The 18322-nt window shown below is 68.1% G+C and carries 17 protein-coding genes; 10 read left to right on the top strand and 7 right to left on the bottom strand.

All coding sequences use genetic code 11. The features are described from left to right. The first annotated feature begins 157 nt into the window (after nt 1-157). Complete coding sequence (locus tag LEL84_RS12320; protein ID WP_226511757.1) at nt 158-724, top strand: hypothetical protein; 567 nt, start codon at nt 158-160, stop codon at nt 722-724. 8 nt (nt 725-732) lie between these two features. On the opposite strand, the gene LEL84_RS12315 is transcribed toward LEL84_RS12320, so the two are convergent. Then, the gene (locus LEL84_RS12315) at nt 733-1503 is read right to left on the bottom strand and encodes a deoxyribonuclease IV (protein WP_065630358.1); all 771 of its coding nucleotides are present in this window, start codon (nt 1501-1503) and stop codon (nt 733-735) included. 115 nt (nt 1504-1618) lie between these two features. Next, on the bottom strand, nt 1619-1834 hold the full coding sequence (locus tag LEL84_RS12310) for a hypothetical protein (protein WP_065630359.1): 216 nt from the start codon (nt 1832-1834) through the stop codon (nt 1619-1621). Nucleotides 1835-2069: 235 nt separating this feature from the next. On the opposite strand from LEL84_RS12310, the gene LEL84_RS12305 reads away from it, so the two are divergent. From LEL84_RS12305 to LEL84_RS12290, 4 genes are all read left to right on the top strand, one after another. Then, nucleotides 2070-3359 (top strand): phosphatase PAP2 family protein, encoded by a 1290-nt coding sequence (locus LEL84_RS12305; protein ID WP_413466864.1) that lies wholly within the window; start codon nt 2070-2072, stop codon nt 3357-3359. A 17-nt stretch (nt 3360-3376) separates the two neighbouring features. Continuing rightward, a complete protein-coding gene (locus tag LEL84_RS12300; protein ID WP_226511756.1) occupies nt 3377-3793 on the top strand; it encodes a hypothetical protein in 417 nt (138 codons plus the stop codon). A 103-nt stretch (nt 3794-3896) separates the two neighbouring features. Next, entirely contained in the window at nt 3897-4544 is a 648-nt protein-coding gene (locus tag LEL84_RS12295) for a DUF305 domain-containing protein (RefSeq protein WP_226511755.1), read from the top strand. A gap of 153 nt (nt 4545-4697) precedes the next feature. Then, a complete protein-coding gene (locus LEL84_RS12290; RefSeq protein WP_159371590.1) occupies nt 4698-5207 on the top strand; it encodes a nitroreductase/quinone reductase family protein in 510 nt (169 codons plus the stop codon). 44 nt (nt 5208-5251) lie between these two features. Here the strand turns inward: LEL84_RS12290 and LEL84_RS12285 are convergent, their stop codons facing one another. After that, nucleotides 5252-6322, bottom strand: coding sequence for a DUF4185 domain-containing protein (locus tag LEL84_RS12285; protein WP_058252206.1), 1071 nt, complete (start codon nt 6320-6322; stop codon nt 5252-5254). 80 nt (nt 6323-6402) lie between these two features. Then, on the bottom strand, nt 6403-7281 hold the full coding sequence (locus LEL84_RS12280; RefSeq protein ID WP_226511754.1) for an acyl-CoA thioesterase domain-containing protein: 879 nt from the start codon (nt 7279-7281) through the stop codon (nt 6403-6405). Nucleotides 7282-7388: 107 nt separating this feature from the next. On the opposite strand from LEL84_RS12280, the gene LEL84_RS12275 reads away from it, so the two are divergent. Continuing rightward, nucleotides 7389-7976, top strand: a complete 588-nt coding sequence (locus LEL84_RS12275; protein WP_165629465.1) for an HdeD family acid-resistance protein — start codon at nt 7389-7391, stop codon at nt 7974-7976. A gap of 226 nt (nt 7977-8202) precedes the next feature. On the opposite strand, the gene LEL84_RS12270 is transcribed toward LEL84_RS12275, so the two are convergent. Beyond that, nucleotides 8203-12069: a Pls/PosA family non-ribosomal peptide synthetase gene (locus LEL84_RS12270; RefSeq protein ID WP_165629466.1), complete on the bottom strand. Its 3867-nt coding sequence runs from the start codon at nt 12067-12069 to the stop codon at nt 8203-8205. Nucleotides 12070-12228: 159 nt separating this feature from the next. Between LEL84_RS12270 and LEL84_RS12265 the strand changes: the two genes are divergently transcribed. The 3 genes from LEL84_RS12265 (at nt 12229) to LEL84_RS12255 (ending at nt 13972) form a co-directional block, all read left to right on the top strand. Next, nucleotides 12229-13203 (top strand): alpha/beta hydrolase, encoded by a 975-nt coding sequence (locus tag LEL84_RS12265; protein ID WP_165629467.1) that lies wholly within the window; start codon nt 12229-12231, stop codon nt 13201-13203. Between the two features lie 4 nt (nt 13204-13207). Continuing rightward, nucleotides 13208-13615, top strand: a complete 408-nt coding sequence (locus LEL84_RS12260; protein WP_068972081.1) for a YidH family protein — start codon at nt 13208-13210, stop codon at nt 13613-13615. A gap of 75 nt (nt 13616-13690) precedes the next feature. Next, the gene (locus tag LEL84_RS12255; RefSeq protein WP_068972085.1) at nt 13691-13972 is read left to right on the top strand and encodes a hypothetical protein; all 282 of its coding nucleotides are present in this window, start codon (nt 13691-13693) and stop codon (nt 13970-13972) included. Nucleotides 13973-14230: 258 nt separating this feature from the next. Here LEL84_RS12255 and LEL84_RS12250 read toward each other — a convergent pair whose 3' ends face one another. Further along, a complete protein-coding gene (locus LEL84_RS12250) occupies nt 14231-16147 on the bottom strand; it encodes an ABC transporter ATP-binding protein (protein ID WP_065630451.1) in 1917 nt (638 codons plus the stop codon). A 233-nt stretch (nt 16148-16380) separates the two neighbouring features. Here LEL84_RS12250 and fgd point away from each other — a divergent pair, with 233 nt between their 5' ends. After that, on the top strand, nt 16381-17391 hold the full coding sequence (gene fgd / locus LEL84_RS12245; protein ID WP_058249913.1) for a glucose-6-phosphate dehydrogenase (coenzyme-F420): 1011 nt from the start codon (nt 16381-16383) through the stop codon (nt 17389-17391). On the opposite strand, the gene LEL84_RS12240 is transcribed toward fgd, so the two are convergent. After that, a complete protein-coding gene (locus tag LEL84_RS12240; protein WP_058249597.1) occupies nt 17392-18291 on the bottom strand; it encodes a LysR family transcriptional regulator in 900 nt (299 codons plus the stop codon). Nucleotides 18292-18322: the final 31 nt, after the last annotated feature.

Raw genomic sequence — 18322 nt, 5'->3', positions numbered from 1 at the left:
TCGGTCCGAGCTATGTTACTCGCCGGTAACCCTAGAATAGCCCCATATCCCCGCCGGATCAATCAGAAGATGTGTGATCTGCGCCGGTTGGCGCACCCGGAGCGCCGAGAAATCCGCAACGCCGGCGCAGGAACCGCGAGTACGTTCCAATGAACGAATGCGCAGACTGGTGATCGGACCCGCACGTGTCGGTGCGACAGGTTTCGTGAGCGTCGTGATCTCGATCGTCGCCCTGGCCGCCGGACTTCTGGTGGCTGTCGCCCCGGCAGACGCCGCGGCGACGCCCTCGTGGGACGGCGTGTATTCGTTGAAGCGGTTCGCCGCCTCGAAGACCGGAACGAGCCTCGCGGCCCGGCAGGCGGAGCCGGACTTCTCCGACGACTACACCTTCAGGACATCGTGCGACGGCGGTACGTGCGTGGCGACGGTGATCGACGGGCCGAAACCCGCGAATCCGACGCTGCCGCAGCCGCCGCGCTACACCTGGGAGGCAGGATCCTGGGTGCACCGCTATGACTGGGAATGGGACTGCTGGCAGGGCGCCGGTGCGCCGAAGGTGTGGCGCCCGGCGACGTCGATCGCGACCTACACCCCGCAGGGCGACGGCACGCTGAAGGGCGTGTGGCGGACCACGATCGACGGCGGGCCCTGCGACGGGACGGTCGTCATGAACGTCGCCGCATACCCGGTGACTCCGCCGGCGCCCGCCTGGAATCTGTCGTGATCGACGTCTTATAGCGCCGAGCGCAGGTACTCGAGATCGTCGGGGATGCCGTCGCCGGGCGTCTCCAGGATGACCGGTGCGCCCGCCGCCTCGGCGACCGCGACGAGCACCTCGGGGTCGATGTGGCCCGACGCGAGGTTGGCGTGACGGTCGCGGCCCGAGTCGAACTCGTCGCGAGAGTTGTTGAGGTGCACGAGATCGATCCGGCCGGTGATCTGACGAACGCGCTCGACGAGTCCGATGAGATCCTCGCCGCCGGCCCAGGCGTGGCAGGTGTCGAGGCAGAAGCCCGCCTGGTCGAAGTCGCCGACGGCCTCCCACAGACGGTCGATGGACTCGAGCGTGCGTGCCATCGCGTGATCGCCGCCCGCGGTGTTCTCGATGAGGATCGGGACGCCGAAGCCGCCCTTGTCGGCCTGGCGGTCGAACAGCTTGCGCCAGTTGGCGAATCCCTCGGCGCTGTCCTCCCCGTCGCGCAGATGCCCGCCGTGGACGACGAGCCCGAAGGCGCCGAGCTCGGCGGCGGCCGCGGCCTGCTGCTCGACGGCCTTGCGCGACGGCATCCGCAGCCGGTTGTTCAGACTGGCGACGTTGATCTGGTAGCTCGAGTGCACGACGACGTCGATGTCGGACTCACGGAACTCCGCCGCGCGCGGGTTCGGCTGCGGCTTCTTCCAGCTCTGAGGATCCGTGACGAACATCTGGAAGACATCGATCCCGAGCTCGGCGGCAGTGGCCAAGGGGTCGGCGTCCTCGCGAAGATGGGCTCCGATGCGCATGTGACAACGATAGTGGCCCACCCCGACACGCCGACGCCCCCGTCGTCGTCGATGAGTGGGACACGCCGGGTCGGACGCCGCCCTCGTTCAACCGGCTCTCCGCGGCGACGGGAGATCAGTCGCCCAGACAGGGCTCGGTCTCGATGGTGATCGGGACCCCGGCTGCGATGAGGAGTCGACACGGTGCCGCGCTGTCGTGATAGAGGTTCAGCCACTCGTGACCGCGGGTTCCGTCGGCGTACACCGCGTCGAGGGTGCGGTTGAGACGGGCCTCCGCCTCCTTGTTGATGATGTAGCGCTGGTCGCCATAGCGCAGGTAGCGATTGGGCACCGAGACCTCCTCAGGGGATCGACGCCCTCCAGTGTGATCCACAACACCCTGATCGGCGAGGCGTCCGGCGAAAACCGCTGGCGGAGACCGTTCGCCCGGGCTTGCGGCATCGGAAATGCTCAAATCCGACATGCCTGGCCGTCGGCTTGGCTCGCGAACAACAGATGGCCATTACACTGACGGCAGTTTAAGTGGGTGGTTGCCCTGCGGGGTGTGACGGGCGGGGTTGTGTCGGGTGAGTGTCGACGAGACGGTGGGCGTCCCGCAGCCGGGCAGACCCTCCAAGCGCGACGAGCGCGAGAGCGCCGAGACGACCACCTCCGACACCAAGGACTCTGTGGTGGCCACCGGTCGTGAGGACACCGACCGCGACGACACCGGACGCGCGGGTGTGGAACCGATCCTCGACGACCTGGCCGCCGCCGCCGAGATGGAAGCCGATCCCGAGAGCCGTCGCGATCTGACGATGGTCCGGCGCATCGCGATCGGTGCCTGGATCGTGCTGATGGCGGTGCACGTCGCCCTCTACGGTCTGGCCTTCGACCGCACGCGCCTGATCATCCTGATGTGTCTGGGACTCGCGGCTGCCTGTATCGGCCGGCGCAAGTTCATCACGATCCTCATCGACTGGGCGCCGTTCGCGCTGATCCTGATCCTCTACGACTGGACGCGCGACGTCGCGCGCATCGTCGACATGCCCACCCACTGGCATCTGGCGATCGATTTCGACGCCTGGCTGACCGGTGGGGTCAATCCCACGGCATGGCTGCAGGAGAACCTCAAGCAGGCGAGTCCGCCCTGGTGGGAGGTCATCGTCAGCATCGTCTACATGTCGTACTTCATCATCCCGTATGCCGTCGCGGCCGTGCTGTGGCTGAAGGATCGCGCCGCCTGGCGACGCTACGCGGCGTGTTTCGTGGCGACGACCTTCCTCGCCCTGGTCGGGTACACCCTCGTCCCCGGCGCCCCGCCGTGGGCCGCCGCGCGATGCACCGCGGCCGAGGTCCAGGACTTCCCGCGCGACCCGATCTGCATGTACTCGCCCGAGGCGCAGGAGCCCGGCGGTCTGCTCGGGCCGCTGGACAACGAGTACCCGGACGCCAATCCCTACGTCGAACGGATCTCGGCGCGCGGCTGGGGGTACCTCAACATCCACGCGGCGTCGAACCTCGTCGAGGTCGGGCAGGGCAAGTCCAACCTGGTGGCCGCGATCCCGTCGCTGCACGCGGGTCTGACGATGCTCCTCGCGCTCTTCATGTGGCCGCGGGTGAAGGCGCTCGGCAAGACCCTGTTCATGGGCTACGCCCTCGCGATGGCGTTCGCCCTGGTGTACACCGCCGAGCACTACATCTTCGACATCGTGCTCGGGTGGCTGCTGGCCGCCGCGGTGGTCGCGACCTACCAGATCATCGATCGCAAGATCTTGATCCCACGACAACGACGCCGAGCCGCCGAGGATGCAGCGTCGGAGTCGGGAGACGATCGGCGTCCCGATGACGCCAGGGCATCGACGACAGCATCGTGACCTCCTAATATGGCACCGTGAGCCGCCGCCGCAGAACCGGTCGTGGCGCCGTCGTACGGCGCCGCGCACTCGTTCTCCTGCTCGCTCTCGCCGTGATGCTCATGCACACGGTGGTGTCGGGTCATGGCGGGCCTTCCGGTGGCGAGAGCGGGATGTCCCACCATGCGGAGCATTCGGCGCTCACGGCATCGTCGACGATGACCTCAGCCCCGGAGATGACCGGAACCGACGACTGTGGTGAGCACTCGCACGACTGCGTCTTCATCCGTGCGGCCGGCGTCGATCTCCCGGCCGTGGTTCTCGTTCTCCTGCTCTGGTCGCTTGCGGCGCTTCCGCGGATCGTCGACACCGCTCGCCGTCGGACGACGATCCTGGGTCGTCCGCCGCCGTGGGCCATGTACTCCCATCTGCAACTACAGGTGATCCGCTGCTGAGTTGACCTCCGCGGACCGCTCGGTCCGTCGTGTCGTCATCTCTCCTCCCTCTCGGCCGGCGTCGCGCCCGCCGGGAACTCCGACAGCAGCAAGGAATGCACTCATGTACGTACACAACACATCTCGGCGCCGTATCCGGACGGCGGCAGGGATCGGCCTGGCCGCGGCGGCACTCATCGCAGTCGCCGGTTGCTCGCCCGACGAAACAGCGAGCGACGCCACCTCCGCCAACACCTCGGCATCGGTGGCGACGCAAGCTCCGGCGTCGGCCACTCACAACGAGGCCGACGTCGAGTTCACCTCGACGATGATCGGACACCATGACCAGGCCGTGGAGATGGCCGAACTCGTCGAGGGCCGGACGGACAATGCGGAACTGATCGCCCTCGCGTCGACGATCGAGAAGGCCCAGGACGCCGAGATCGAGCAGATGGAGAACCGTCTGCAGAGCTGGGGCGTCAGTACCGACGGCCTCGACGACGGCCACGAGAACATGGGCCACGGTGGTCACTCCGCGATGCCGGGCATGCTCAGCCCGGACCAGATGGCCGCCTTGCGGGACGCACGCGGTCCCGAGTTCGACCGGCTCTGGCTCGAGGGCATGATCCGGCACCACGAGGGCGCCATCGCGATGGCCGATGCGGTACTCGCCGACGGCGTCGACCCCGCGACGAAAACCCTTGCCCTAGAGGTCAAGCGCACCCAGCAGGCCGAGATCGACCAGATGAAGGGCATGCTCGGCCAGAGCTGAGCACCAACAGACGCGCCGGGGCGGTTGGGTCCGGAAACGGACGTCAACCGCCCCGACGTGTCGGAGGGTCACCTACGACAGGTGCAGGACGAGTTTTCGTAGCGATTTTGAGTTAGGACCGTAACTGTCCTAACTCGACGACACACTCGGATCATGAGTGAAACCGAATCGACAGCAGGACAACCCGATCAGACCAATATCACCGACTACGACGATCCGAATGCGCCGTGGAACCAGGCGTGGGATCAAGAGGATGGCATCGCCAACTGGAACGATGATGTGATCAAGGAGTTTCGGGAGAACGCGGGCAAGGTGGGCGGCGCTTACGCGGGCGCGGACCTCATCCTGCTCACCACCACCGGGGCCAAGAGCGGAAAGCCGCACACGGTTCCACTGGGGCCCTGTTACCGCGACGACACCATGTACGTGAGCTCGTTCATCGAGGACAAGTACCCGGCATGGTGGTACAACATCAGGGCGAATCCACAGGTCATGATCGAGTTCCGAAACAATACGCATCAGGGTACCGGCAAGGTGCTCGAAGGCGAGGACTACGACGAGTTCGCAGCCTGGGTGCTGGCCAACAACCCACTGCTGGCGGACTTCCAGTCCAAGGTCGACCGCCCCATCCCGCTGGTCGTGCTCACCATCGCCGCCAGTTGATCATCGGCAGCCTCGGGGCAATCGCCCCGAGGCAGTGGTCGAGATCAGCCGCGCCGCAGCGGCAGACGCATGAGGTACACCTGATAGCCGATGGAGACCGAGTAGGTGAAGTAGAGGGTGCTGCCCTTCGACCACGGGTGGATGTACGGCGCGTAACCCGTGTACGGGTCCACCGAAGGTGCGACGATCTCACCGGAAGTCCATGGGCCCCAGGGGTTGTCGGCGGTGCGCAGCGTCACGCCGACGTCCTGGCTCGCCAACGAGATGTACTTGCCCAGATAGTCGTTCCACTGGACCGACATCTCGCCCGTCGGGGCGCCCATCACCGGGGTGGCGGCGTCGGGGTTGTTCGGAACCCAACGGCCGTACGAGAAGTACTGCCACTTGCCGAGATTCTCGATGTCCTTCTCGTCGACGCGCGCGAGGTAGACACCGCCCCAGCGGCCGTCGGGTGTGCCGTAGTAGTAGACGGTCTTGCCGACCTTCAGGAAGGCGCCCATCTGGAACTTCTTGTTGCCGCCGCCATTGGGGCGGAACGCACCGACCGAGCGCCAGTTCTCGCCGTTGTCGGTGGAGGAGACGAGGCCCGCCCAGTTGGTGGTCCAGATGCCGGGCGAATCCCACCGTTTGACCGACATCACGGTCATGTACTGCTTGCCGTTGGCGGCCACGCCGGCGGTCGGGATGATCGTGATCTCGCGGCGGACGTTCGGCTTGAGCAGGCGCTTGGCATGACCCGGCCGGCCGGCGTGCGAGGTGAACGTCATGCCGTCGGCCAGGTGGCGGTCCGTGCTGCGCAGCAGGACGTTGGACCGCCAGTAGTAGAGCTCGCCGTACAGGAGGGACCACCCGTTGAACGACTGGGTGTCACCGAACGCCGTGAGGATCTCACCTCGGCCGTTGTCCCACATGACACCGAGATCGGTACCGACAATGTTGAACCGTCCGATGGTGTCGTTCATCGCGAACGGCCCCGTCAATCGGTTGACGATGGTCGCCGGACCGTTGGCGTAGCGGGCGGCGTGGGCGGGGGAGGCGGCCAGGGTCGTCGTCAGGGCCAGAGCGAGCAAGGTGACGACAAGACCCAGGAAAAGCCGTGCGAGGCGCCGTGTCATGGCCGTGACCTTATCAAGACCTGAGAGATATGTGTGAGGTCCGCTACGGTGCCCGACCACCGCGAACAGTCGTGTCGAACTCAGGCTTCGCGATAGCGCTCCGAGGTGTCCACGGTGGTGAAGTCGATCTGCGCGGCGGCATTGTTCACCGCGGTCACGAGCGCGGTCCCGAACATGCCGTCGGCGTCGTAGAGTCCCGCGTTGCTGACCGAGACGCCGTCGTCCTCGATGTGGACGTCGGCCTCGACCCCGACCCGCTCACCCGACGGCAGACGGCTCAGGGCGACGGTCAGATCGCAGTTGATGAAACCGATGCCGGTGCTGCCCCAGTTCGACACCAGGCTCGCGGACTCGGCGCTGACGACCGCCCGCTGGAACGGGGTGAGCTTCTCGCCCGCCACGATGGGTGCGGCCCGCGACCACATCCGTTTGCGGTGCCCGTTCTGGTGATTGCCCATGTCGCGCTCCCATTCGCCGACGGCGTCGTCCGCGGCATCGGAGGCGAACCGGGGGGACAGGTCGTCGTCGGAGGCGATCTCGGGTGGGTGGAAGGTGACCGCGTCCGCGGGGCGATGCCACCGCTGCCCGGGCGGGTTGGTCGAGGTGCGCAGGAACACCGTCGTGCCGCGCGCGACGAGCACCTCATCCGCACCTTCGGGGTGTTGGACCACGTCGACGTCGACGACCCGGATTCGTCCGCCCGATCGGACGATTCGGACCCGGGTGGAGGTGACGATGTCGCGCGCGGCCTTGAAGAGGTCGATGGTGCACCGGGCGGGTACGAACTCATCATCACCGAACTCGGTCTCGACCGCCCGCGCGGCGAGGCCGCACACCGCCGGTCCGTTCAGGGTGCCGGGCGCCCACAGGCTGGCGGCGAAGGGTGTCGGCCGGTATCGGAGACCGGCTTCGGGCCGGCCGGTGTCGGAGATCGGCTCGAAGAACGCGATGTTGGTCATCGTTACTTGTTACCCCGTTGTTCATCTGCGTCGGCGATGCGGTCGGGTTTGTGCCGCTCCTGAGCGAATAGCGCGCCGGATCCTGCTGTGCCGGATAACCTCCCACCATGACTTTCGCCACGGTGTACACCAAGCACTTCCCCGACGAACTGGTCGGTGCCGTCCGCACGGCACTCATCATCACGTCGATCGTCGGCATCGTGATCGGGGTCGTCGCGATCCTGTGGCCGGGGCCGACCATCGTCGTCCTCGCCATCCTGTTCGCGATCTCGCTGATCATCGCCGGCATCTTCCGCATCTATCAGGCCTTCGCGGCGTCGTTCCTGAGCACCGGGGTCCGGGTGATGCTCGGCATCGTCGGCGCGATCGTGCTGCTGGCCGGCGTGATCGCACTGTTCAGTCCCGGCGACGCCGTGTGGCTGCTGGCCGTGTTCATCGGCATCGGCTGGATCTTCCAGGGAGTCGCCGACCTGTACGCCGCGATCACCAAGTCCGGGCACGCGCCCACCTGGTTCCTGATCCTCTCCGGCATCATCGCGATCATCGCGGGCATCGTGATGATGGTGTTGCCCGCGTTCTCGCTCGAGGTGCTGGCCTGGGTCGGCGGCATCATGCTCGTCGCGCTGTCGATCGCCACGCTGCTCACGCTGCCCAAGAAGGTCGAGCAGCCGGCCACCGGGGAGCCCGCGGTCTGACCCGGAACTACGAAAGAGCCCGGTGCGCCCGGAGTGAGCCCTCTAACTGCTCCCTGAGGAGGCCGGAGCTTGCGAGCGTCACATCTTTGCTCCCTGAGGAGCGAGCTTGCGAGCGTCACGAAGGGTCCTGGTGAGATGCGTCGCCAACCCTTCGTGGCTCGTCGCTTTCGCTCCTCGCACCTCAGGGAGCAGGGGCTGTGACCTGCGGTTATGCGGTCCCTTCGGATCAGCGCGGCCAGGGAGCGATCGGGTTCCCCTGCCAGCGGGTGTGGGCCGGGACCACGTCGCCGCGCATGACCAGCGATGCCGGCCCGACGGTCGCCGAGTCGCCGAGTCCGGACGCCGGTAGGGCGACGCAGTGCGGGCCGAGGGTCGCGCCCGCCCCGAGCGTGACACGGTCGATGGCCATGACCCGATCGTGGAACAGGTGGGTCTGCACGACGCAGCCGCGCTGCACGGTCGCGCCGTCGCCGAGGGTGACGAGGTCGGCCTCGGGGAGCCAGTAGGTCTCGCACCAGACGCCGCGGCCGATCTTGGCGCCGAGCATCCGCAGCCACAGGTTGAGGATCGGCGTGCCGGTCGCGGCGTTGGCGAACCACGGAGCCGCGACTGTCTCGACGAAGGCGTCGGACAGCTCGTTCCGCCACACGAACGAACTCCACAGCGGATGTTCGCTCACCGTGATGCGGCCGACGACCAGCCATTTCGCCGCCGCCGCGGTGACGCAGGCGATCGCGCCGACGACCAGCAGGAGCAGACCGCTCACCGCTGCCGCGAGCCCGTAGTGCTCATGGACGGCCACGTACTGCAGCGCGAGCAGTAGTCCGACGCCGAGCCCGAACGAGACCATGACCGGCACGAGGCGCAATGTCTCGATCAGCGAGCGGGCGACCTTGAGCGTCGCCGGCGGGTCGAAGGTGCGCGAGGTGTCGATCTCGGCGGCGGTGCGGCGCAGGCGGACCGGTGGGCTGCCCAGCCAACTCGAGCCCGACTTGGCCCGGTCGGGCGTCGCCGACAGCACGGCCACCAGACCGTTCTTGGGGACCTTGCGCCCGGGGCCGGTCATGCCGGAGTTGCCGAGGAATGAGCGCTTGCCGATCTTCGCCTCGTCGATGTGCAGCCAGCCGCCGCCGAGTTCGTACGACGCGACCATCGTGTCGTCGGCGAGGAAGGCGCCGTCGCCGATCGTGGTGAATCGGGGGAGCACGAGCGCGGTCGAGATCTCGGTTCCCTCGCCGACCTTCGCGCCGAGGATGCGGAACCACGTGGGGGTCAGCAGGCTGGCATACAGCGGGAACAGATACGTGCGGGCCGCGTCGAGGAGGCGTTCGGTGATCCAGACCTGCCAGCCGACGCGGGACCGGACCGGGTGATACCCGGTGTGGAGCCCGATCGAGGCGAGCCGGACCAGGACCGCGGTGATCGCCGCGAACACGAACAGGCTCGTCACGGTGGCCACGGGTAACAGGATCAGCGCGCGGATCCCGACGTCGCGCAACCGGTCCGCGGTCAGCGCCCAGGCGCCGATGACGGCCAGGCCCGAGGCCAGCGAGAGCAGGGGGATCGCGGCGAGCCCCAACGACGACAGTCCGTAGATGGGTACCCACCACGTCGCCCGCGGGGGCCGGTGGTCGGGCCAGGGATGCTCGGCCTTGCCGATCTTCACCGCGGGCGACCCGGCCCAGTGCTGCCGGGCCTTGACCCGCCCGAACACCGCCGAACCCGGGGCGACGACCGCGTCACGTCCGACGACCGCACCAGGGGTGAGCGTCGACCGGGCGCCGATCGACGCGCCGCGTTTGATGGCGATCTCGCCGATGTGGACGTCGTCGCCGTCGATCCACCATCCGGAGATGTCGACCTCGGGTTCGACGGACGCGCCGTCCCCGACCGTGAGCAGTCCGGTCACCGGTGGGATGGTGTGCAGGTCGACGCCGCGCCCGATCGACGCCCCGAGAGCCCGCGCGAGGTAGATCATCCACGGCGCACCGGACAGGTTGGCGGCACCGCTGGCGTCGAGGAGTCGCTCGGCCACCCACAACCGGACGTGGACGCTCCCGCCCCGCGGATGAACGCCCGGAGCGACCCCGGCGAGGAGCACCCGCGCACCGAGCGCCGCGATGCACATGCGACCGGGCGGGGTGATGAAGATCAGGAACGCCGCGAGCAGGACCCACCAGTTGATCTCGACCAGCCACTCGACCGTGCGATCCATCCGGTCGGCGACGAGCAGCGCCACGTTGTTCGCCACACCGAGCCATGTGGCCCACTGCAATCCGGTGAGCGTCGTCAGCGGGATGGTCAGCAGGAGCTGCGCCAGCCCGGCCGAGCGTGGGGTCGGTTCGACGAGGCGTTCATCGATGCTCGTCGTCGGGCGGCGGGCGTCGAGCATCTCGGCCATGGACCCGAGGCGCGGACGGTCGTAGAGATCGGCCACCGAGATGTCGGGGTAGCGTTCCCGCACCGCGGTGACGAGCTGGGCCGCGGCCAGTGATCCACCGCCCTCGGCAAAGAAGTCGACGTCCGGGCTGGAGACGGTCATGCCGAGGACGTCGGTCCACAGCTGCGCCAGCCACAGTTCGGTCTCGCTGAGTTCAACGTCGTCATCCACTGGTCTGTCGCTGCCCGGCAGGGGCCAGGGCAGCGCATCACGATCAACCTTTCCCGAAGTGCGCGTAGGCAATTCGTCGACGAGGGCGAGGGTGGGGACCATCGCGGCGGGCAGCTGTCGCCGCAGCTCGGCGTGCGCCTCGGCGACGTCGAAGCCGGGATCGGCCGACACGAGATAGCCGACGAGCAGACTGTTGCCGGCCGCGGACTTGCGGACCGCGGCTGCGGCTCCGCTCACGCCGGGCAGGTTCTGCAGAGCGTTGTCGATCTCGCCGAGTTCGATGCGCCGTCCGCCGACCTTCACCTGGTCGTCGGCGCGGCCCATGAACAACAGGCCGGCGGTGTCCAGGCGCACGAGATCGCCACTGCGATAGGCGCGTTCCCAGCCGAGCGTGGGCATCGGTGCGTACTTCTCCGCGTCCTTCGCGGGATCGAGGTAGCGCGCCAGGCCGACGCCGCCGATAACCAGTTCGCCGACCTCGCCTTCGGCCACCGGTTGGCCCTGGGCATCGACGACCGCGAGATCCCAACCGCGCAGCGGCAATCCGATACGGACCGGGCCGTCGCCGCCCAGCGGGGCGGCGCACGCCACGACCGTCGCCTCGGTGGGGCCGTAGGTGTTCCACACCTCGCGACCTGTGACGGCGAGCCGGTCGGCGAGCTCGGGCGGGCAGGCCTCGCCGCCGAAGATCAACAGCCGCACGGCTTCCAGCGCCTCCGGCGGCCACAGGGATGCCAGCGTGGGAACCGTCGACACGATCGTGATGTCGCGCGCCACCAACCACGGACCGAGGTCCATGCCGCTGCGGACCAGCGAGCGCGGTGCGGGCACCAGGCACGCGCCGTTGCGCCACGCCAGCCACATCTCCTCGCACGAGGCGTCGAACGCGACCGACAGTCCGGCCAGGACACGGTCGTGCGGGCCGATCGGGGCGTCCGGCAGGAACATGGCCGCCTCGGCGTCGACGAACGCCGCCGCGTTGCGGTGGGTGACCGCGACGCCCTTCGGCTTGCCGGTGGAACCGGAGGTGAAGATGATCCACGCGTCGTCGTCGGGTGTGGGGCGGGCAGGAGATTGCGCGGGCGTCGACGCCGGTTTCGTCGAACGGGGTCCGTCGGCGTCGACGATGGCGTCGACCTCGGCCTCGCCGAAGACGAGCTCGGCGCGTTCGTCCGGGTCGTCGGCGTCGACCGGCACATACGCGGCGCCGGCATAGAGGGTCGCCAGGATCGCGACGTACAGGTCCCGCGACCCCGACGGCATCCGGATGCCGACCCGGCTTCCCCGCCCGACGCCGACCTCGCCGAGACGTGCGACCGTGCGGCGGACCACGGCCAGCAACTGGCCGTAGGTGAGGGTCATCTCGCCGTCGTCGATGGCCGCGGCATCCGGGTGTGCACGCGCGGTGGCGGTGAGCACGTCGCAGAGGGTGCGCGGCGGGTCTGCCTGTGCAGACAGGAGGAATTGAGGTGGAATGGGCACCTAAACGGCACCTGCCGGGCGCATCCGCGATCTGGTCACGAGTCCGAGAATATAGCCGACGAAGGTGACCGAACGACCTCGACACCATGAACGGCGACCCCGACGAACGGACTGAAACGGACGCTCCCGGGGTGTACGTTCGGGCACAGGAGGAATCTGATGCCCATCGTTCATCACCGTCGGCCGAGCCTGCGGTCGTTCCCCATCTGGTTCGGTGCGCGTGCGCTGCTGAAACCGACCCTGGCGCTGTGGCCGGTCAACAAGCAGGGGCTGGCGGGGCTGTTCCTCATCGACCGCATCTTTGCCGTTGGACCCAAACCCCGCGGCGTGGTCCGTGAGCAGCTGGTCCTCGCCGGGCGACCCGCCGAGCTGATCATGCCGGTCGGACCGTCCCGCCGGGACGGCGACACCGCGATGCTCTACCTGCACGGCGGGGCCTTCGTGGTCTGCGGGCTCGGCACCCACCGATCGATCGCCGCGCGGATGGCGCGGGCGTGTGAGGTGCCGGTGTTCGCACTCGAGTACCGGCAGCTGCCGAAGGCCGGTGTCGGGACGTCCGTTGTGGACGCGGTCGACGCCTACGCGGAGCTGATCAACGAGCGTGGCTTCCGACGGGTGATCGTCGCCGGTGACTCGGCCGGCGGTTTCCTGGCCGCGAAGGTGGTCGAGGCCGCCGCAGCCCGCGGCCTGCCCACACCCACGGCGCTGATCGGGTTCTCGCCGCTCCTCGACATGGACCTGGGGGTCCACCCGGACCGTTCGAGTCGATCCGACGCCTATCTGCCCAAGTCGAAGATGGCCCGGCTGGCGCCCCAGTTCGACCAGGGGCCCGTCCAGCTGACCGGTGTGCGCCGCATCGCCGACGCCGATCTCACCTCGTTCCCGCCGACCGTGCTGGTCGCGGCCGAAGGTGAGATGCTCGAGCCCGACGTCATCGACCTCGTCGAGTCGCTCGACGCTGCGGGCGTCACGGCCGTGGCGCACCTCTACGCATGGCAGGTGCACGCCTTCCCGGTGTTGAGCGCCCGCCACCCGGAGACCCTGGACGCGGTCGAGGTGACCGCGGCCTTCGCCGCCGAAGCGATCCGAGAGGGCAAGAGCACTGACGAGCGAACGGGCAAACGGGCCGGCTGACGGGGTGAGTGCCCCGAACCCGGCGACTCCGGATGCGGTGAACCCGGGGCAGTCGTACGCCGACGAGCTGGAGACCAGACCGCCAGGCGCAGTGGACGCCCGATTCACCCTCGCCGCCGAACGAACGCTGCTCGCCTGGGTCCGGACCGCACTCGGCTTCATGGCGGCCGGTATCGCGGTGGTCTACCTCGCTCCCGACGAGACGACGCCGATGGTCGACATCACGCTCGGCGTCGTGATGGTCGGACTCGGTGCCTCGCTGGCGGTTCTCGGGGCCTGGCGGTGGCGACGGACCACGCGAGCGCTGACCTCCGGTGGCGAGATGCCGGGGCCGACGCAGGTCATGCTTGTGGTCGCTGCGATAGTGGTGGTGGCCGTCCTCGTCGCGGTTGCCATGGTGATCCAGTCCTGACCTGCGCTCCACAACGGCACGCTGCCCATGTCGGCGGCCGCGACCATCAGCTGTCCACCACTGCAGGAGATCATCGTGACCACCGGCCCCGACTTCTCGCGGAGCGCGCAGACGTTCTCGATGACGCTGACCATCGTCGGCGCGACCATCCTCATCTTCTGCATCGGCTGGCTGACGGTCGGCTGGTGGCAGGACGGCCGGTGGTTCTGGGTGGCCGTCGGGATCGCCGTGGTGATCGTGAACGTCGTGTTGATCGCCATGCAGCTCCGGCGCCGCCTCGGTGAGCGGGTCAAGGACGCCGACGATCGCCCCCGGCGCCGCGGCCTGATCGACAACTTCGACGACCTCGACGACTGAGCTCACCCCTGCTCCCTGATCCGAGAGAACGACATATCCATTGCTCCCTGAGGTGCGAGGAGCGCTAGCGACGAGCCACGAAGGGCCTGGTGAGACACCTTGCGAGACCCTTCGTGACGGCCTCCGCAGGCTCCGGCCTCCTCAGGGAGCGGTGGTTGGGCTCGCTTCGTTCGCACCTCAGGGAGCAGGAAACCGGGCCGCGTCTGCCACCGCTCCCTGAGGAGCGGGCGGAGCTTGCGGAGGCCGCGTCACGAAGGGTCACGCCGTCAGCGAATCCGAGTCCTCGGGGTCGTCCTCGGCGAACTGCGTCCGGTAGAGCTCGGCGTAGCGTCCGTTGCGTGCCAGGAGCGTCGGATGATCACCGCGTTCGACGACGCGCCCGGCTTCGAGCACGACGATCTCGTCGGCGGCCCGGATCGTCGACAGCCGGTGCGCGATCACGATCGAGGTCCGTCCCTCGAGGGCCTCGCCGAGCGCCGCCTGGACCGCCGCCTCCGACGTGGAGTCGAGATGTGCGGTCGCCTCGTCGAGGATGACCACCGACGGTTGTGCGAGCAGCAGGCGGGCGATCGTCATGCGTTGGCGTTCACCGCCGGACAGCCGGTAACCGCGTTCGCCGACGACGGTGTCCAGTCCGTCGGGCAGCGAGCCGACCAGCTCGTCGAGCCGAGCCCGTCGCAGTGCGTCCCAGATCTCGTCATCCGACGTGTTCGGCTGGGCGAGCACGAGATTCGCCCGGATGGTGTCGTGGAAGAGGTGGCCGTCCTGGGTGACGAGACCGACGGTCCGATGGACCGATGCGGTCTGCAGTTTCCGGATGTCGACTCCGGCCAGCTGAATCGAGCCCTCGTCGACGTCGTAGAGGCGGGTCGCGAGACTCGCGATGGTCGACTTGCCGGCACCGGAACTGCCCACGAGAGCCACCATGCTGCCGGCCGGGACGTCGAGGTCGACATGGTGCAGGACCGTCGTGCCGGCCCGATTGTCGAGCTGGGCAACCTCTTCCAGCGATGCCAGCGACACCTTGTCCGCCGCCGGATAGGCGAAGGACACGTCGTCGAATCGGACGGACACCGGCACGGGCCGCCCGCTCTCGGTGCCGGGCACCGGTACCGCGTCGGGTGCGTCGGCGATGAGGGGTTGTAGGTCCAGGACCTCGAAGACGCGCTCGAAACTGACCAGGGCGCTCATGATCTCGACGCGTGCGTTCGCCAGGGCCGTGAGCGGCGCGTACATCCGGGTGAGCAACAGGGCCAGTGAGACGACCGCGCCCGCGGACAGATGATCCTGTACCGCAAGCCATCCGCCGAGCCCGTAGACCAGGGCGAGGGCCAGCGCCGACACCAGCATCAGCGTCGTCATGAAGTACGCCTGCAACATCGACCGCCGTACGCCGATGTCGCGGACCCGGTCGGCGCGGTCGGCGAACTCGCGCGACTCGAGATCGGGGCGCCCGAACAGTTTCACCAGCGTGGCGCCGGGGGCGGAGAAGCGCTCGGTCATCTGCGTGGACATGCGGGCGTTGTGCTCGGCGGCCTCGCGGGAGAGCGCGGCCATGCGCCGGCCCATCCGCCGCGCCGGTATCACGAAGACCGGCAGCAGGATCAGCGCCAGCAACGTGATCTGCCAGCTGATCGCGATCATGACGCCCAGCGTCAGGGTGAGGGTGACGATGTTGGACACGACGCCGGACAAGGTGTCGCTGAATGCCCGCTGGGCGCCGATGACGTCGTTGTTGAGCCGGCTCACCAGGGCCCCGGTGCGGGTGCGGGTGAAGAACGCGATCGGCATCCGCTGCACGTGGTCGAAGACAGCTCGCCGTAGGTCGAGGATGAGACCCTCCCCGATGTTCGCCGACAGCCACCGGACCCCGATTCCCGCGGCGGCCTCGGCGACGGCGATCAGCGCGATGGCGACCGCGAGTCCGACGATCATCATCTCCGAGCCGCTCTCGGTGATGACGTTGACGACGCGACCCGCCAACAGCGGGGTCACGACGGTCAGCACCGCGGTGAAGACCGACAGCAGGAGGAACCATCCGATCCGGCGTCGGTGCGGTCGGGCGAACCCACCGATACGGCGAAGTGTCACCCGGCGGTCGCCCCGTAATCGCTTGCTGCTGGGCTGGGTGGAGGACTTGTACATCATGTCCCAGGCCACGGACTGCATACTCATGCCGTCCACGGTAGAACTTAAACCCAACTTGAGGTCCAGCTTGTTCGCTGCCAGAGGAATCCCGAGTGCGAACATGCTGGGTCGCCCCGGCCGGCTGAGGTCCCGTCCGGCTCCCGACGTCGGCGTCTGTCCGCATGCTCTACGTTGGTATGCGAGGTCACACGACGATGGGGCCGACTCCGCAGACCGGCCCGCGCCGGCGGGTGAGGGCCGGTGGCAAAGGAGCGATGGACATGGCAGAACTCAAGCTCGGTTTCAAGGCATCGGCGGAGCAGTTCGATCCGCGCGAGCTGGTGGAGATCGCGGTCGCGGCTGAAGAGCACGGCATGGATTCGGTTGCGGTGAGCGATCACTTCCAGCCCTGGCGGCACAACGGCGGCCACGCCCCGTTCTCGCTGGCCTGGATGGCGGCGGTCGGCGAGCGCACCAAGCGCGTGCAGATCGGCACCTCGGTGATGACCCCGACCTTCCGCTACAACCCCGCGGTCATCGCGCAGGCCTTTGCCACGATGGGCTGCCTCTACCCCGGACGCATCATGCTCGGTGTCGGCACCGGCGAGGCGCTCAACGAGTACGCGACCGGTTTTCAGGGAGAGTGGCCGGAGTTCAAGGAACGCTTCGCGCGCCTGCGCGAGTCGATCACGCTCATGCGCGAACTGTGGACCGGGGAAGAGGTCAACTTCGACGGCGAGTACTACCACACGCAGGGCGCCTACATGTATGACATTCCCGAGCAACCGATCCCGGTCTACGTCGCCGCCGGCGGGCCGGTCGTCGCCCGCTATGCCGGGCGTGCCGGCGACGGTTTCATCTGTACCTCGGGCAAGGGTCCCGAGCTCTACACCGAGAAGCTGCTACCCGCGGTCGCCGAAGGAGCGGCAAAGGCCGAGCGCGATGTCGACACCATCGACAAGATGATCGAGATCAAGATCTCCTACGATCCCGATCCCGAACTGGCGCTGGAGAACACCCGGTTCTGGGCCCCGCTGTCGCTGACCCCGGAGCAGAAGCACAGCGTCAACAGCTCGACCGAGATGGAGCGGCTGGCCGACGAGCTGCCGATCGAACAGGTCGCCAAGCGGTGGATCGTGTCCTCCGACCCCGACGAGGCTGTCGAGAAGGTCAAGTTCTACACCGACGCCGGACTCAACCACCTCGTCTTCCACGCCCCCGGCCACGACCAGCAGCGCTTCCTGGAGAACTTCGAACGCGACCTCGCCCCGCGCCTACGCAAACTCGGCTGATCACGAAAACCCCTGCGCAACAGCGGCGTCGAGCATCTCGAGCACTCGTCGAACGGGCGGCAGGTCGAGTCCGCTCTGTCGTACCCGGACCCGCACCTCGCGTGCGGGCGTCGGGTCGACGATGGGAACTGCCGTGACGCCGGGCGGCAGGTCGACGAGCGCGAGCCGGGGGACGACGGTGAGTCCGACCCCGGCCGCGACGAACCGTATCGCGGTCGGGTAGTCCTGGGTCTCGACGCTGAAGTCGGGTACGAAACCGACCGACGTACATGCGTCGAGCACTGCCTGCCGGCAGGGTCCCCGCGCCACGTCGTTGTCGACCCACGGCACCTGGGACAGTTCGCGCAGGGTCACCGACTCCAGCGCCGCCCATGCTGAATCCACGGGTACGACAGCGGAATACGGGTCGGTGGTCAGCCGGCGTCCGACGAACCCGGCCACGTCCGCGGACGGGCGTTGACTGTCCTCGACATAGATCTCGATGTCGGGTGCCGCCGACGACGGGCCCATCAGCTCGATGAGGCGGAGATCCAGTCGCAGTCCGGGGAATTCGCGCGAGATGGTGGCGACGATCGGCGGGATCCAGGTGGCGCCCGCCGAGGCGAAGTAGTTGATGCGCAGCTGACCGAGTCGGCCGTCGCGCAGCTCCGAGATCAGACCGTCGATACGGGCGATCTGCTCGAAGACGGTGTCGGACTCGCGGGCCAGGATGGTGCCGGCCTCGGTGGGCACGATGCCGCGACCATCTCGCTCCACCAGCGACAGCCCGGTCTCGCGCTGCAGGGTGGCGATGTGCTGGCTGACCGCTGACGGCGTGTATCCGAGCGAGGCCGCGGCTCCGCCGATGGACTGTTCGCCGATGACCGAGCGCAGAACCCGAAGGCGGTGGATGTCGACCATGGGGCGACGATACCGCGGCGACAGTGCAGCG

It is taken from the genome of Gordonia sp. WA4-43, assembly GCF_020520305.1.
GTDB classification, from domain to species: Bacteria; Actinomycetota; Actinomycetes; order Mycobacteriales; family Mycobacteriaceae; genus Gordonia; species Gordonia hongkongensis.
Note: the sequence above shows the minus strand (reverse complement) of the source record. Positions and strands in the feature narration are given on the sequence as shown.

Bases quoted from the DNA above. Each gene is read 5' to 3' on its own strand.
- LEL84_RS12265 (WP_165629467.1), top strand. From the start codon at position 12,229: ATGCCCATCGTTCATCACCGTCGGCCGAGCCTGCGGTCGTTCCCCATC.
- LEL84_RS12320 (WP_226511757.1), top strand. From the start codon at position 158: ATGCGCAGACTGGTGATCGGACCCGCACGTGTCGGTGCGACAGGTTTC.
- LEL84_RS12285 (WP_058252206.1), bottom strand. From the start codon at position 6,322: ATGACACGGCGCCTCGCACGGCTTTTCCTGGGTCTTGTCGTCACCTTG.
- LEL84_RS12275 (WP_165629465.1), top strand. From the start codon at position 7,389: ATGACTTTCGCCACGGTGTACACCAAGCACTTCCCCGACGAACTGGTC.
- LEL84_RS12280 (WP_226511754.1), bottom strand. From the start codon at position 7,281: ATGACCAACATCGCGTTCTTCGAGCCGATCTCCGACACCGGCCGGCCC.
- LEL84_RS12315 (WP_065630358.1), bottom strand. From the start codon at position 1,503: ATGCGCATCGGAGCCCATCTTCGCGAGGACGCCGACCCCTTGGCCACT.
- LEL84_RS12290 (WP_159371590.1), top strand. From the start codon at position 4,698: ATGAGTGAAACCGAATCGACAGCAGGACAACCCGATCAGACCAATATC.
- LEL84_RS12250 (WP_065630451.1), bottom strand. From the start codon at position 16,147: ATGAGTATGCAGTCCGTGGCCTGGGACATGATGTACAAGTCCTCCACC.
- fgd (WP_058249913.1), top strand. From the start codon at position 16,381: ATGGCAGAACTCAAGCTCGGTTTCAAGGCATCGGCGGAGCAGTTCGAT.
- LEL84_RS12295 (WP_226511755.1), top strand. From the start codon at position 3,897: ATGTACGTACACAACACATCTCGGCGCCGTATCCGGACGGCGGCAGGG.
- LEL84_RS12240 (WP_058249597.1), bottom strand. From the start codon at position 18,291: ATGGTCGACATCCACCGCCTTCGGGTTCTGCGCTCGGTCATCGGCGAA.